Source organism: Saprospiraceae bacterium (genome assembly GCA_016709995.1).
Taxonomy (GTDB): Bacteria; Bacteroidota; Bacteroidia; order Chitinophagales; family Saprospiraceae; genus JADJLQ01.
On the sequence record JADJLQ010000003.1, the window covers coordinates 362,296 to 379,684 of the forward strand.

Annotated in this window: 7 protein-coding genes and 1 pseudogene; 1 reads left to right on the forward strand and 7 read right to left on the reverse strand. The window is 40.3% G+C overall.

The window, feature by feature from the left end; translation table 11 throughout:
• On the reverse strand, positions 1-1,413 hold the full coding sequence (locus IPJ09_20460) for a chloride channel protein (GenBank protein MBK7373765.1): 1,413 nt from the start codon (positions 1,411-1,413) through the stop codon (positions 1-3).
• Positions 1,414-1,553: 140 nt separating this feature from the next.
• Positions 1,554-2,891, reverse strand: a complete 1,338-nt coding sequence (locus IPJ09_20465) for a DEAD/DEAH box helicase (protein MBK7373766.1) — start codon at positions 2,889-2,891, stop codon at positions 1,554-1,556.
• Positions 2,892-3,221: 330 nt separating this feature from the next.
• On the opposite strand from IPJ09_20465, the gene rluF reads away from it, so the two are divergent.
• Positions 3,222-3,959 (forward strand): 23S rRNA pseudouridine(2604) synthase RluF, encoded by a 738-nt coding sequence (rluF, locus tag IPJ09_20470; protein ID MBK7373767.1) that lies wholly within the window; start codon positions 3,222-3,224, stop codon positions 3,957-3,959.
• A 91-nt stretch (positions 3,960-4,050) separates the two neighbouring features.
• On the opposite strand, the gene IPJ09_20475 is transcribed toward rluF, so the two are convergent.
• The 5 genes and pseudogenes from IPJ09_20475 to IPJ09_20495 all read right to left on the reverse strand — a co-directional run bounded on the left by IPJ09_20475 (position 4,051) and on the right by IPJ09_20495 (position 17,330).
• The gene (locus IPJ09_20475) at positions 4,051-5,568 is read right to left on the reverse strand and encodes a SusD/RagB family nutrient-binding outer membrane lipoprotein (GenBank protein ID MBK7373768.1); all 1,518 of its coding nucleotides are present in this window, start codon (positions 5,566-5,568) and stop codon (positions 4,051-4,053) included.
• Positions 5,569-5,581: 13 nt separating this feature from the next.
• Positions 5,582-8,739: pseudogene (locus IPJ09_20480) on the reverse strand (SusC/RagA family TonB-linked outer membrane protein).
• Positions 8,740-9,104: 365 nt separating this feature from the next.
• Positions 9,105-12,515 (reverse strand): VCBS repeat-containing protein, encoded by a 3,411-nt coding sequence (locus IPJ09_20485; protein ID MBK7373769.1) that lies wholly within the window; start codon positions 12,513-12,515, stop codon positions 9,105-9,107.
• Positions 12,516-12,704: 189 nt separating this feature from the next.
• A complete protein-coding gene (locus IPJ09_20490; protein MBK7373770.1) occupies positions 12,705-14,231 on the reverse strand; it encodes a RagB/SusD family nutrient uptake outer membrane protein in 1,527 nt (508 codons plus the stop codon).
• 36 nt (positions 14,232-14,267) lie between these two features.
• On the reverse strand, positions 14,268-17,330 hold the full coding sequence (locus tag IPJ09_20495) for a TonB-dependent receptor (protein MBK7373771.1): 3,063 nt from the start codon (positions 17,328-17,330) through the stop codon (positions 14,268-14,270).
• Between the last annotated feature and the right edge of the window lie 59 nt (positions 17,331-17,389).

Sequence of the window (17,389 nt, forward strand, 5' to 3'; positions counted from 1 at the left end):
TTAAGGCTGATTGGGTGCTTCTGTTTCATCACTGATTTCATGTGGTTCGTGTCCATGGGTGATCTCCTGTAGATATTGGATTTTTAATTGGTCATAAAAAGAATGTTTGCCGGAGATGGTAGCAAATAGATTGGCGAGGAGTGCTGTCAACATGATATAAAATATAACGGTATGGCTATTGGTCATTTCCAATACCAGGATAGAGGATGTAAATGGGCTCCTGGTCACTCCGGATAAAAAGCCGGTCATGCCACACAAGATCATTAGATTGGTATCGGAGGAGGATAGGTTAAATAACTCAGCAAATAAAGCACCTATGCTTGCCCCGGCACTCAGGGAAGGTGCAAAAATGCCCCCGGCTGCTCCCGTGGTAAATGATAGAATAGGCCCGACAATCCGTACGATAGGCAGATACCAGCTCACAGACTTGTGGTCTGTAAATAGGGTAGAGATCATGAGTTCCTTTCCAGAACCAAATGCCCCTCTCTCCAGAAATATAGCTGTGGCTGCCAATATCAAACCACATATGATCACATATAATATTTTGTGAGATCTTTTCTTGAGTTGCTGCTTTTTTTTGAAGACAGATAAAATAATATGGCCCATTCCATTGCCAGCATAACCCGTGACCAGCGCAAGTGGAATGACCATGACTAACAACCAAAAGGAGAGATTTTTTAAATCTGGATACCCCAGGTATAAATAGGGACCTAAAAAGTTTAACGCGGTAAGTCCCGCTATAATCACACCAGTAAGCAAGGCTGATCTAAAAAGGCTAAAATGTGTTTTGGTAAGTTCTTCTATGGCAAAAACGATACCGCCCAATGGTGTATTAAATGCAGCTGCCAATCCGGAGGCAGCTCCTGTCACCAGCATATTTCTTTTTGAAATTTTGGGATACCATTCTGGTAATAGATCGTTGATTTTTTTGAATATAGCCGCTGATATCTGGATGGTTGGTCCTTCGCGGCCGATGGCTCCTCCTCCAAGTACCATGATCAGGCTTGAACATATTTTGATAAAAAGTATACGAAGACTTAGTAAGTGGTCAATAAGGATATTTTGTTTCGGGTTGGCGAGTTCAATAGCAGCGGTCACTTGTGGTATACCACTACCCCTGGCATAAGGGGCATACTTGACTACCAGCCACCAGGCCAAGACAAAACAAGCAGGAGTGACTACAAAAAACGCCCATTTAAATTGATCGAAAAGTAAGTGAGTCCCGGCTTCTGCCAAAGAAAATAACTTGGCATACAGTACGGCTAGTCCTCCGGATAGCAGAGCACCCAACCAGAATGGCAGGGCATTGAGCAAATTCTTCTTTAATCGTTCATTATCTACTACATCAAATTTGGATTTTACAAGGATCTTGGTCTTTTCAAATAGGATGATAGCTTTTTCTAATAATCGCATCAAGATAAATTGATCTTATGGTATAGATGAAGACGCAAAAATAGCTTAAAGAACTTAGACCTTTTTTATCAGACTTGTTTTCTACTTGAAATGCAATACTCCCCAGGCTAAAAGGTCACCTGTATGCCAGGCTAAAGAATTTATTTCTTCTTAAACTTATCCCCTCTGGTCTTAGGCTTTTTATATTTCCTGGCGATTTCAAATTTATAAGATCCTCCAAGATTAGTTTTGACATTTTTCTTTTTCTTTTCATGAAACCCCGGTTTGAGGAGTTTTTCGTCATGGCGAAAAGAGACAGGGGTGTCGAAAGCCCTGGGCCTTTCGTCTGGGGTGAGTTCTTTTGAGATTTCTACTGCCGGAGGCATCTCCATCAATTCGATTTTGTGGGACATCAGTTTTTCGATTTCTGTTTTTGCAGCTTCCTCTTTATCTGTATAAAACAAGATTGATTTGCCTTGTTTCTCAGCACGCCCGGATCTACCTATCCGATGTATATAATTTTCCGGAAAATTGGGTGTGTCAAAACTGATCACATGACTAATGGTTTCGAGGTCCAGGCCACGCGCCATCACATCGGTGGTGATCAATATTCGATGCATACCGTTATCAAATAGCCTGATGGCGGCTATTCTGTTATTTTGGGATCGATCAGTATGAATGAAGCCCATTTCCGAAGCATAGGTCTCTTCCAGTGCCGCGTATAATAACTCTACATTTTTTTTGCCAGTCACAAAGACCAATACCTTCCTGAATTCTTTTTTATCTTCAAGAAGTTGTCGTAATAAATTGGCTTTGGTGTAAAAATTAGCGACATGATAACATTGTTGCTGAATGTTTTCTAATCTTGTTCCACTCAGAGCGATTGATATTTTTTCAGGAGCAATAAAATAATTATCTATTAATGCTTCTACCTCATCTGTCATGGTCGCAGAAAACATAATATTTTGTCTCCTTTCCGGCATCAGTTCGAAGATATTGCTTAGTTGAAATCGAAATCCAAGGTCCAGCATGACATCGACCTCATCGATCACCAATTTTTTTATTTCGTTTAACTTGACTGCTTTAGACAGAGCCAGATCATACAACCTGCCGGGAGTCGCTACCAGGATGTCCATCCCTTTCGCAACGGCTATTTTTTGCGTAGATATATTAGTACCACCATAGACGCCCAACACCCTGACTTGCATATATTTTGCATAGGCATTGATTTGTTGTACCACCTGGATCACTAACTCACGGGTAGGTACCAGGATCAATATTTTTGGATGGACCAGCTTTGAAAACTTCAGATCACGCAATAAGGGTAGCATATAGGCCAAGGTCTTACCAGTACCGGTCTGTGCTATACCTACCATATTCTTTCCAGCCAGGATCACCGGATATGACTTTACTTGTATTGGCGTCGGTTTTTCAAAACCAAGATCAACCATTGCATTCGCTAAAGGTTTGGGAAGGTTAAGATCTGCGAATGTATTCATAGGATTAGGATTGGACTGCAAAAATCGTCAGTATTAACGAGATATTGAAATAAAGCAAGAAGTTGGGGTTAAGTCCAGAAGCAACCTACGAGGTTTGCCGCCCTGCTTTGCGTGCAGATCAACTTGTAGGTTTGCTTCTGCCGTTCGAGGTTTGCTGCTGTCCGACCGCTTTCTGATATCTTTGTTGAATTGCTTCCTACCGATGTGCTTCGCCTTATGGCTTTTCGCGCAGATAACCCTATCCGCCGCTGTGCAGACCTGTAGGATTGCCTCTGCCTTGCAATCCAATTTCCCAAAACTCTAACATCCTCACACTATCTTTGTTTTCATATGGAAATCAGTCTTAATAAATACATCAGCAACAGCGGGTATTGTAGCCGAAGAGAGGCAGACAGATATATTGAACAAGGCCGTGTCACCGTCAATGGTCAGGATGCCACCAAAGGAAATAGAGTCTCTGAAGGTGACGAAGTAAGGGTGGATGGTGAGCCGATCAGGAAAAAGAAGGAGCGGATTTACCTGGCGCTACACAAACCAAAGGGGATCACCTGTACCACTGATGTCAAAGACAAATCCAATATCGTAGACTATGTCAATTTTAAAACCAGGATCTTTCCAATCGGCAGACTGGACAAACGAAGTGAAGGACTGATTTTTTTAACCAACGATGGAGATATAGTCAATAAAATACTGAGGGCTGGCAATAATCACGAAAAAGAATACATTGTCACTGTGGATAAACCCATCACTCCGGAATTTATCCAGCACATGCGCAATGGAGTTAGGATATTGGGGATCTACACAAAGAAATGTTTTGTCAAACAAGAGACTGATACCCGATTTAGAATCATCCTGGTACAAGGACTCAATCGCCAGATACGCAGAATGTGCGAAGTGCTTGGGTACAATGTACAATCATTGAAAAGGATTCGTATTATGAGTATGACATTGACTGGAATTCCTCCTGGCAAGTGGCGTTATTTTACCCCAGCAGAAATCAATACAATCAATCTTATGTTGGTAGGCAGCAGCAAGACTGCTGAGGGAGATGAAGGGATGGATGAATAAACTATTACACCCGACCCTAATCTTCAAACAAAAACAGCCGACCCTTGCGGATCGGCTGTCACAATTTACGGAATTCGTTTATTCAGATTTTTTATTTATGCCACCATACTTTTGTATCCAGGTCATCAGCACCTTGTCTGGCTATAGCAGCTTGAACATTGGTACTATTGACTGAAATTTCAGAATTGGGATAGGTCAATCTATTGATGAAATTTCCTTTGATCGCTTTTCCAGGAAAAGGATTTGGTGCCAGAGCAGGAAATCCACTTCTCCTAAAATTGGCAAATGCTTCCGGTCCATTGAGGAAAGAAGATACCCAATATTGAGTATTGATCTGTTCTAACCCTTTTGCCGCATCATACGGATTGGCTGCAAGATAGGCATCTATAGCACTGGCAGCGATGGCAGAGCCAGCGTCATGAGCAGCAGCCTCTTCCATATTGGCTTTGATACCATTTTTGAATGCATCTGCAGCCGATCCTGAGGTCCAACCCCTCTGAATAGCTTCAGCCAATAATAACGAAGTTTGAGAATAAGTCACCAAAAACATCGGTGCAGTATTTTTGCCAAATCTAAACCGATCACACTGACTATAGTCATAAAAACTTGCCAGGCCATCTGCCGCGACCGCTGTTTTGATCGAATTGTTGTCATATCCAAATGGCATGCCTATTTGCACAGATGGATCCGTAACAGACTTGGCAGCGGTTTGCTCAGGACCTGACTTGGCTCCGACATAACGATTGGCTATAGCCTTTAAACGAGGATCATTGTTGTTTTTAAGATAGTCTACAAAGGGTTTACCCAGGTAGGCGTTATTGGCTTCTGTAGAGTTCATCCACTGTCCACAAGCGTTGGTATAGTTAGGATCGTGCTTGATAAAAGCATTGTCTGCATTGGAAGTCATTATGCCCCCCGCAATCGCTTTTTGTACTGTTGATTGGGCAAGCCCTGCATCAGCCTTGACTAATCTCAAACCCGCACGGAGTAGCAGTGAATTGCCAAATTTTCGCCATTTGGCTATATCACCTCCAAACAATACATCAGCAGTCTCTATGGTCTTGCTGGCATCTAAGGCAGCACTGGCTTCCGTCAATTCTTTGATGATATCACTATATATGGCTTGCTGTGCATCATATACTGGCGAAGCAATCTGTTCTATATAGCCTTTACCTGCTTCAAAATAAGGGACATCTCCATAAGTGTCTGTCAATACCATAAAAGCAAACGCTTGGAGTATTCTGGCCATATTACGAAGGTTGCTTCGATTAGGCAGTTCGGCAGTTTGGTTGATTACATCTTTTGTGTACCGGATGACTGATCGATAGTAGCGTTGCCAGTTGGCAGCAGTGGCATCACGGTTGTCTTGATTAAAATTGGCACCAGTCAATACGCCAGAATTGGGCGATACCATCTGCTGGACGATTCCTACTTCCAGGATCAATTGATTGTTAGTAAAAGAAGTATTAATTACCGCATTGTTGAGTATAAATGCCGGATTGATAGCCGTAGCTGCCGTCTTATTGATATTAAGATCATCAAATCCTTTGTCACAAGAGACTGCAATTAATGTAAATATGAGTAAGATATATTTTATTGAATTTTTCATGTCAGTCTGATTTTTAGAATTTTACATTGAGGTTAAAGCCTATACTCCTGGTGGTAGGTAAGCCGGTAGATTCCATGCCAACCAAATTGTCAGAGGAATAGCCAAATGATTCTGGATCAATATTGGGTACCCATTTTTTGAGCATCAATACATTATTGGCGACAAGACTCAGCTTCATGCCTTTGATAGGGGACGAACCCGGTAGGAGATGGGCCAGGTCATATCCTGCGGTGATCTGGCGGAGTTTCCAATAACCACCATTATATACTATTGGTTCGATCAAAGCCAGTGATCGTACTACTTCCCAATACGGTTGAATATTGGCTTTTACAGTATTCGGTTCACCTTTATCATTAACACCAACACCGATGATACCTTCACGACCAGCCAATGTTTGTTTGTGCAAACCGTGTCTGGTAAGATTAAAATTAGTGCCAGAGAGCATCATATTGCCCAATTTAAAGTCTATCAGAAAAGAAACGGAAAGGTCCTTATATTTAAATCCATTGTTGATACCACCTGTCCATTTTGGCAGGGCAGATCCAAAGGAGATCAGATCGGAAGTCCTTTGAGCAATTCCATTGCCACCAAAAACTATTCTTCCCTGTGCATCTCTTTTATATCCAAATCCATAGATCTGACCCATTTCATTTCCTCTCCGACTACCTGCCTCAGCTCGCCATTGAACACGTGTGTGCCTACAGTGATGCGTTCGCCAGGTGTTTCTGTGAGCAGTTTGAGCACTTTGGTTTTATTATAAGAACCGTTAAAAGTAATATCCCATTGGAATGATCCACTTTTGACAGGAACCAGATTGACCAACATTTCTGTACCGTTGGTACGACTTCTACCGCTGTTGATAAGTGTGTTGGTGTAACCTGAAGCATCTGAAGTTTGAGCGGAGACAATTTGATCTTCAGTGATTTTTTGATATACTGCAAAGTCTAAGCCGACCCTGTTATTAAACATTTTTAATTCAAGACCAATCTCTTTCTCAGAAGCCCGCATTGGCTTTAGGTTGGCATTGGGCAAAGTCAGACTGGAAGGTCCTGCCACAGGCTGTGCTGCTCCGGAAGGATTGGGAAACAGGTTGCCATTGACGGAGTAAAATTGGTTATTGGAATAGGGAGATACATCCGTATCACTCCCTACCTCTGCATATGCTGCCCTGATCTTACCAAAAGTCAACCAGGATGGTAGATTACCCATAGCTTCTGAGAATACAAAACTACCTGATACAGAAGGGTATAGGATACTCCTATTAGCAGGAGAAAGGGTCGAAAACCAATCATTTCGTAAGGTACCATTGATGTAAAGAAAAGTTTTGTATGACAACTCTGCTGATCCATAAACTGAGTTGACCGCCCGCTCTGACAAGCCGTAAATTGGATCTTTTACTCTACCATTGCCAACGGTATAGAGCCCACGCACTATAAAGTCAGTGACCTGGGTACTATTGAGATCCGAGCGTCGATACATTTGATTGCCTCCTGCGTTTATATCGATTCCGAAATTGCCAAATTTCCTGTTGGCAGCAATCAAAATATCAGCATTTGTCTCCCTGAATCTTCTGGATTCCTGGGTATATACACCATTGACGAATCCTGCCGGAGCGGTAGCCAGAGAAGCCTGACCAGTCGGAAAATTGTTATAATCCTGATCACGTGACCAATAGTCTTGTCCTACACGGCCTTGTACGTATAGCCAGGGAAGAATATCGTACTTCAAATTGAGGTTCCCAAATAACCTGTCCCTCCGAATATTTTGAAACTGTTCTGCAAGGGTAAAATATGGATTGGTTCTATTCCTGAACCTGGAGTATACATATTCATTGCCGTCGGCATCGTATTTGTTTTCATCCAGAACACTAAGAGGCATTGAATTGGCCAGGTTATAGATGGTAGTAGGGATTGAATTGTCCTGGTTGGCAATATTGGGAGGATTTCTGTTGTATTCTTTGGAATAATTGGCCGTACCTGTAAAACTAAGCTTCGAAGAGAGATCATAAGCAAATCCCATATTGAAAGTTTTACGATTAAATGTATTGTTAGGGACGATACCATTGTTGTCATTATTGGCAAAGGACAGGTTGAACCCACCTTTGTCTCCTCCTGATGACAAGGTCACTGTATTGGCAAAGTTTGAGCCATTTCTATAAAAATCCCTGATTCTGTTATATACTGGTTCATAAGGGACGGTCACACCACCAAACAAAACCTGGGTCATACCGGGTGCAAATTTTTCGCCAAATGACCATTGGCCAGAAGTTGGATTTGGACTAGTCGGTCGGACACCGTTTTCACCCTGGCCATATTCATATTGAAAGTCTGTAAAGTCCAGTGGGGTTTCATTGGTATAGTTGGTGTTAAAAGTTACACCAATACCTTTGCCTGTACCTCTGGTTTTGGTGGTGATCATGATGACCCCATCTTTAGCGCGGGATCCATAAAGCGCTGCCGCCGTAGCACCTTTTAATATGGTCATACTTTCGATGTCGTCTGGATTGATACTTGACAATCCATCTCCTCCGTCAGAGGTGTTTCCGCCGCCGCGCACGCCAATAGAATTATCAGAAGATGCGTTTCCGGGGTTAGTACCAAAATTGCTATTGTCTATTGGAATACCATTGACTACGATCAAAGGGTTGTTTTGGCCAGAGATCGAAGATTGACCCCGAATGCGGATTTTGGAGGTCCCGGCGGGTCCAGTCCCCAAAGCAGAGATATTGACCCCGGCTATTTTGCCCTGAAGGGTATTTATGAAGTTTGAAGAACGGTTTTCAGTGACAAGTTCTTTGGACACAGTACTGGTGGCGTATCCGAGCTTTTTGGCTTCTTTACGTATGCCCAGGGCGGTTACGACTATTTCGTCCAGGCTCTCTGCGCTTTCAGACATAGTCACATCCAAAACGGTTTGACTCCCAATAGCTATTTCTTGTGTCAGGTAGCCAATGTAGGAGAATATCAAAGTACTTTGTGGTGCTGCTTGGAGGCTAAAATTGCCATCCATGTCGGATACAGTGCCAATATTGGTACCCTTTACCAATATTGAAACACCAGGTAGAGTTCCACCATCTGATCCGGATTTAATAGTACCGGTGATGGTCTGAGCATGCAGAAATGCTAAGGAGCATATCAGGATGCAAGTAATCATACATCTAAGTTTATTCATATTCAAAGTTTTATATTTTCAGGTTTTATTAAAATATAAGGGGTTGCAGAGTTAAATTGTTCATAAATATAATCGATTGTAAAGAAACAACATAGCCTTCAAAGTGCATTTTTTTTCTTGTACAATCTAAGAATGTCTTTGATATTGATTTGATAGTAAAATCTAAGACTTAAATCTTGAATTCAGCACAGGATATTTTTGTATAATATTGAAGTGCCGACATATATTTTGTATATTCAAATTCCTCTGAAAATATTATAATAATGGCCAAAAATAAGATAAGTTGATAACTGATAACTTAAAGAAGAAATTGAGCAGAAAAGTTAGGCTTGAAGAATTGCACCATCGTGGTGACTTTTACATTGTTATTTATGGGCACGTGGTTGTGGTGTAATAGGTATCGGCAGGTTGCCTATTCGCAACGCGGTTAGAGAATCATTATTCGCTGCCACCAGTATTATTTTTTCTCCATTGGCTAAATGAATTAAGGCTAAGTCTTTTACATCACCATCCACTATAAATCCACTTTCAATTGGTCGGATTGTTTCAAAAGAAAGGTTTTGGCCTCCTTTTAAATAGCATCCATAGGAAGCATCATATCTGCCGGATTTGACTTCAGTCTGATATTCATTGCCTGCCAGCAACAAGTCTTTAAAACCATCATTGTCAACATCGAGGCAGAGGATAGTGTTTATTGGAGAGAACTGAGCTTCTTTTGGTAATATACGTTTTAGAAATTTAGCGTTTCCCAGGTTCTCGAATATGCAACTCCTGGTTTCATCACAATATAGTTTTTCAATATTATGGTTTTTCACTCCTTTAAATATATCCAAATAGGAAGCATTTGAAAAGTCCTTGTGTAACAGATATCTTTTTTTTATTGAGGACACTTGCTCCGCAAATTGATTCCTGTTAATAGACGGAAATGATTGTTTTTTGTCCTCATTTTCTTTTATAAAATAAAACATAATAGGATCCATGCTTCCATTTCCATCTAAGTCCGTTGCGAAAAGCTGCATTGGCTCGGAAGTACTTACTCTATATGGACAATTTAAACCCAAATTGCCAGCCACAAAGTCCATGTCCCCATCGTTGTCAATATCGGAGGCAATCAGGCTGCGCCACATTCCATACATTTGCTGGAGGCCTGTTGATGTGGTGATTTCGCTGAGAAGGCCTTGATTGTTTTTAAAAAATCTAAGGGGCATCCATTCGCCAGCAAGGACCAAATCGATCTGGTGGTCGTTATCAAAGTCCGTCCACACAGCAGCTGTGACCATGCCTGGATGTAATAGTTCAGGACAAATCTTTGAAGTGACATCCGTAAAAACCCCATTATTGTTTTGTAATAAATAGCTTCTAGGTGCCATCGGATATGACTTGGAGACGCGTCCACCAATAAAAAGATCCTGGTCGCCATCTCCGTCAAAATCTGCAGAGGAGACACAACTTGCAATCGTTTTGATTGAATCTGGAATGGCATAAGCTTGGAGCGTGAAATGACCTTCACCATCATTTAGGTATAGTCTGGGCTTATAATTTATTGAGTTTTCGCTATATTGTATATCCCCACCGGTGATTAAAAGATCCTGATCCTGATCATTGTCAGCATCAAAAAAAATACAATCAATATCCTCTTCCATTTTCTGGCTGTCTATTAGTTGAGATGAGGTAAATTTTTGTCCATTTTGTTGAGTAAAAATCTCGCCAGAAAAATTGATAGCGCCCCCAATAAAAAAGTCCTCTAATCCATCATTATTTATATCTCCTACGGCAATATGCGGACCTTGTTGTGAATATTTTTGAGGAGCTAATCTTTGAATATTGTAATCATTGAATGGGTATTCAACATGTTTATAATTAATCTGTGAAGTCGATGTAATTTCATTAAAAATAGTACCGGGATTAGTTGTCTTCGCTGATGTTTTTGGTGTTGCGTTTTTCCAAAATAGATTTATGGTAGTGTCGGTAGTCAAACCATATAGTGATTGTGTAAAGCCATCGGGCCAAATAACGCAAAGTGAATCAATATACTTTTGGCTGCCCAACCCAAAATTTAATTGCTGGTCTACACTTGAAAAATAACCTCTTACTGGGTTTTGCTCCTGGTACAGTACTTGCTGATCGGTATAGAGCAATACTTTTGTGCCGAAACCTTGTTTGTTGAGATCATCACCCTTTAATCTGATGCTTAAATAATGCACGCTAAGTGGTTTGTTTTTCTGATTGGTATTATTTTTATATACAAAAGCCTCGCTGCTTATATTATTGACCACCAGATCTAAATCGCCGTCATTATCAAGATCAGCATACACAGCTCCGTTAGACATAGAAAGCTTTCCGATTCCACTATTGGTAGCCTCATTTGTAAAAGTCAGATTTTTGTTATTAATGTATAGATAGTTCTTCAGATTGATGTGATTTAAAGAGCTTAATTTATTTCTGATTATTTTCTCTTGCTCTGTGCGAGGGAGACTGCTTTTGAAAACTTCCTGGCTGAATTCAAGAAAATCGGCATTGATAAAATCTCTACCTATTCCATTTGTAATATGCATATCCTTCCAACCATCATTGTTAAAATCTGCGAGTAAGACACTCCAACTCCAATCGGTAGCTTCGATGCCTGCATAAAAGCCAATTTCACTAAAAAACGGAGTTTTGACTTTATTTATCCACCTAGTTCCATTGTTTAGTTGTAACATATTTCTCATAAATTCCGGCTCGTAGCCCATGGCTCTTTCGGCTTCATAGCGGTCGTAGTTCATAAAACTAAAAGTGGTTTTCTTTCGCTCATTGTATTCTGGCAGCATGTCAAGCGTCATGATTTCAGGCCAGCCATCATTGTTGATGTCAGCAGCATCGGATCCCATACTCGAGTAGCTTTGGTGTTTTAATGCCTTATCAATATAATTGGAGAAAGTACCGTCACCATTGTTTAACCACAATAGATCATTAGACACAAAATCATTAGCTACATATACATCAGGCCAACCATCATTGTTAAAATCACTTATGGATAATCCCAGACCATATCCATCTTCTTTGATTCCGGCTGATAGAGTTACATCTATGAAAGCTGGATAAGTAGTTTGCGCGTTTTTTGATTGGTTCTGGTAGAGTCGATCGTTGGCTGGCGAGCGACCGCTTCTATCTCTTGGTACAATGGTATTGGTGTTCTTTGAACTTAACAAATAGTTGGTGAGATACATATCGAGATCACCATCCCGATCATAGTCGAAAAACGCAGCCTGCGTAGAATATCCTGTATCGGCTATTCCAAATGAGTCAGCAGCTTCTTTAAAAGTTAAATCCTGTTGATTTATAAATAAAAGATTTTTCGTCGGAGTGATTAGATCCTTGCCAAAAACACATATATAAATATCATCAAAACCATCTTGATTGATATCCACTATACTTACACCTGTACACCACACATTCGTGGTCAGTCCGGCGCTTGAGGTGATATCGTCAAATCGAAAATCTCCTTTGTTGATATATAGGCGACAGCTTACTTGATTGCCTGTAAAAAATATATCTTTTAAACCATCATTGTTAAAATCACCAATGCCTACACCGGCTCCCATATAGCCAAATTCGTTAATAAAGGAGTGGGATGAGTCAGAATCGTGAAGGTCGTTGATAAAATGTATGCCGGTTTGACTTGATGGTAACATGGTGAATAGCATGTTTTCTTTATGGGAAGAAGTACAGGTACCTAATAATATAGAAGCCAACATAGAAAAAATGAATACGATGTTGGAGTTTATGGTTTTCAAACTGCGATAAAATTAATAATAGAAATATAGTTGATTTTTAATAACGATCTTAAATTATTTGAACAGTAACATATAGGATAAAAAATTAAGGCCGCCATAAATGACGGCCTTAATTTATCAGGGTCGAGCTATTGTTTCTTTTTAAGCTACAAATAGAATTAGGAATGTTGATTCCAAACTAAGCGAAACTTATTTTATTAATGGATTGGTAGATGTTTCACTAGATGGGATAGGGAAAAGATCGACCTGTCCCGGCACTCTATCAGCAATAATAGAAGGGAAATATCCTTTTTTTCTCCATCGTAAAATATCAATACTACTCACTTCTTCACCACACAATTCAACCCACCTCTCATGCATTACCGCTTTTAAAGCATCATTTTTGTTCGTTGGGTTTACTGCCGGCATTTTCACGCTTTCGCGGCTACGAACTTCATTGATATAACTTGCTGCCTTGGCGGGAGTGCCTGCTTCAGCTTCACATTCGGCCAACATAAGTAATACATCTGCGTACCGAATCACCCGTTGATTGATGCCCCCCGGATGAAAACCTGAATTTACGTAATCATAAATATTGTACTTGCGGAAAAATCTTTTTATGGAAACACCTTTCCTCAAGGAGGGAGCAATGTTCATATCCGCTGAAGTTAATGTTAAAGGTGCCAACGGAGACTTGGTCAATATCTGATCACCTTCTTCATAAAATGTAAATTTATACCTTGGGTCATTGTCTTCAAATTCATTTAAAAGATTATTCGACGGTATTGTATTGCCCCAGGTAATTCCATATTCCTGATTTCGAACAGTACTCAATGGACTGGTAGACCCTTCACCATTGTAACCCCAGTTAAAATTGTTATCACCTTTATCTACAAATACTACTTCAAAAATAGATTCAGTATTAAACTCATGTCCAGTGGTTAAAGTGACTCCATTATCATTCTTAATGTCCCCATCAAAATTCCATTGAAAATCATTGACCAGGCTGTATTTGCCATAAATCTGCAACAAAGCCGTTTTTGCTGCGGCATAGTCGCCTTTCTGCATGTTTACTTTTCCAAGCATAGCATAAGCTGCACCTTTGGTGGCACGACCATTATCTGAAGCACCATAAGTCTCTGGCAATTTTTGAGTGGCCTCTGTCAAATCTGAAAGGATTAATGCATAAATATCTGCAGATGCAGCTTTTCCTTGAAAACCAGTTGCGGAAGTAACTGTTTCGGTATAGAGTGGCACATCTCCCCATTGTGATACCAATTCGAAATAGGCCCATGCTCTTAAAAACTTAGTTTCTCCAACTAATCTGTCTCGTAAACCAGGATTGTCAGTAACATCCGGTGCTTTTGAAATTATAAGATTGGCCCTGTTAATCATCTGGTAGCAACCAGTCCATACATTAGACATGACCGAATTAGAGGGGGCAGGTGAGGGTTCCTTTAATAATTCTGCCCTTGGAGCTTCCAATTGTGGTCCTCCGGGAGAAAACTCTCCACCTCTCATGTCATGGGTAAAAAACCATTCGCGACCTACAAGCTGGCCAGACCTTAGTGTAGAATAAATAGCATTTACACCATTTTGAAGCTCAATCGCTGTTTTGAAAAAACTTTCAGTTGTTGGATTATTTTTATCAAATATGTTCAGCTTGTCTTCACAAGCAACGATACTTATGAGGAAGAAACCAATCAAGGCAACCTGTTTAAATATATTTTGTTTCATAATTTCTATGATTTTTTTAAGTAACTAAATTGAGGATTAAAAATTTGCTTGAATGCCAACCTGGTATGACTTAGGTTGAGGATATACTGCAAAATCGATACCATTTGTCAAAGAAGATCCAGGTGTTCTATTCCCTACTTCAGGATCATAACCGGAATATTTAGTAAAAGTCAATATGTTTTGTGCAGAAACATATATTCTGAAGCTCGAAAGTGCTCCTTTAGTTATTGAACTCAGTGATGATTCAGGCAGATTGTAGCCTAACATAATGTTTTTAAGCCTTAGATAGGATCCATCTTCAAGAAAACGAGTAGAAGGTCGGGCATTTTGATTAGGATCAGAAGATATAGCTCTAGGGATATCGGTATTGGTATTAGACGGAGTCCATGCATTCAATACCTGTGTTCCGGCGTTGAAAAAACGTACCATACCTTCGGTGATTACTCTGGTAGCATTAAAGATTTTATTGCCTTGCACACCTTGAAAGAAAGTTGAAAAATCAAAATTCTTATAGTTTGCTCCAAGGTTTAATGCATAAGTGGCTTTTGGAATGAAACTGCCTAAAAATACACGATCGTTCAAATCGATTACTCCATCGCCATTAATATCTTTAAACTTTATATCACCTGGTGCTGTAGACGCTGTTTGCGTAGCATGTTTGCTTACTTCATCTACACTTTGAAAGATACCTTCTGTTTGCCATCCAAAAAAGGCTTGAATAGGCTGACCAACTGCTGTATTAGTGATATTGTAAGATCCAAAATCTGCGTTTCCACCAGCTTCAATATTAGCTACTCCTTCTGCCAATCTGGTAACCTGGTTGGTGACTATGCTCACGTTGGCTCCCACATTCCATTTAAATTCTCCTTCTCTTTTATTATAACCCAGTTGCATTTCAAAACCATCGTTTTTCATGGATCCCACATTTTGAGCTACAGTACTTGAAATGTAGCCAAATGATGGAGGGAGTGGTACATTTAGTATTAGATTATCTGTTTTGCGTTGATAATATTCTGTAGATAAAGTAATTTTATTAGCTAAAAATCCGATGTCAACACCGATATTTAATTGATTCGTTTTTTCCCATTCCAAATCCTGATTTCCCAATCGTTGTATTGAGGAAGCAGGCCCACCGGTGATTGAACCGCCAAAAGGATAATAAGCACTGTTGGAGTTGACACTAACCAGCCATGGGGTGTTACCCAAAACAAGACCATTCAGGCCTGTTACACCATATCCAGCTCTTAACTTTAATTCTGAAATTTTTGATTGGTTTTGCATAAAATCTTCCTGATCGATTCTCCATCCGATAGAGGCAGATGGGAAGGTTGCCCATTTTTTACCAGGTGCCCATACCGAAAGGCCATCCCGTCGAATAGCACCACTTAATATATACTTACCTTTAAAATCATAATTTACGCGACCGAGATAGGAAATCAAGACATTCTCACCTATTAAAGTCTGAACGCCAACATTGGTGGCATTATTTAAGGTGGTAAGGTCGTTGGATGCTTGATTGCCACTGGCATTTTCCTGTCTGGTTTCCTGCCCTTGTTGTTCGTAGACGGCAATTGCATTTAAATGGTGATTTCCAAAAGTGTTGTCGAAAGAAAGTTGTTCAGTATACAAAAGGACGGTAGAAGTACCACGATTATTGGTTATAGTTGCTTGAGTTGCACTGGATCCTGCGATTGCACCATTGTCATTAAAGATAGGGGCAAATCGATAATCTAAGGAGTTTGCATAGTCAATACCAACCGTTGATTTAAACTTTAACCACCTATTGAAATTTACATCTACATAAGCAGTCCCAAGCACTTTAGTCGTGGTCCTGTTCCCAGGATTTTTTAAAGCAGCATCTTCAATTGGGTTCGTAGGATCTCCACCATCTAAGGTAGAATTCACTCCTCTATACCCACCAAGGGAAGTTGGATCAAAAACCGGCATATGCGGCATCATCCTAATCACATTCACCAGATTTGTTCTGGATCCTGTTTCATTGTTGTCGTAATCCTGGTCACCAGAAGCAGCATATAAATTTTCTCCAAAAGTGAACAACTTACTAATGATATGATCAGAATTAAGTCGAAAGTTAAAACGACGATAGCCGACACTTGGGGCAATACCTCTTTGGTCAGTATAACCGGCCGACGCATAAAAGCGAGATATCTCATTACCTCCGGATAATCCTATATTGTGTTGAGTCATAGCTCCTTTTCTAAAATAAGCGTCTTGCCAATCCGTATTGGTTTGACCATATGTTTGGCTAGCACCTTCATATATTGGCTGATTGACATATGGAGCTTCCAGTCGAGGCACCTGGCTACCTCTATAAGCTACAGCATATTGTTTAAATTGTTCAGTATTTAAGAGGTCGAGCCGCGAGGTCACTTCCTGAGTACCAACTACGGAATTAAGGGAAACGCCTATTTTGCCATCTCTCTTTCCTTTTTTAGTGGTAATCATGATGACACCATTGGTCGCTCTGGAACCGTAGATGGCTGCAGCAGAAGCATCCTTTAACACATCTACTGATTCAATATCTTTTAAATCAATGGTGGATAGATTTCCGGTAGGGAATCCGTCAACAACATACAATGGGTCTGAAGCATAACTGATGGAACTTATACCCCGTATGCGAACTATGGGCTCTGTGCCTGGGCTACCGTTATTGGTAACAGTGACCCCCGAAACCCGGCCTTGTAGAGCTTGTGATATACTCACCACTGGTATTTCATTCAGCGTCTTACTATTTACGCTGGATACTGCACCTGTGATCAGCGTACGTTTTTGAGTACCATATCCGACCACTACGACTTCTCCCAGTCCAAATACTGCCTCTGCCAAAGTGATATCTATACTACGGGCCTGTCCAACAGCAATTTCTCTGGTTTCATAGCCAAAATATGAAAACAATAAAGTGTCAGCGTTGTTTGACGGCAAGGTAATTGAATAAGCTCCATTTTCATCAGTAGTAGTGCCGATAGACGAATTTTTAAGTGATACGGTCGCTCCGAATAGCGGAGTTTTATCGGGAGATATAATTTTCCCAGATACAGTTTTCGTTTGTGCAAACGAAACAATACCAAAAAAAAGCATTGAAAAACAAAATAAAAGTATTTTCCTAAACATAAAAAGAGAGTTAAATTAAAGTAATA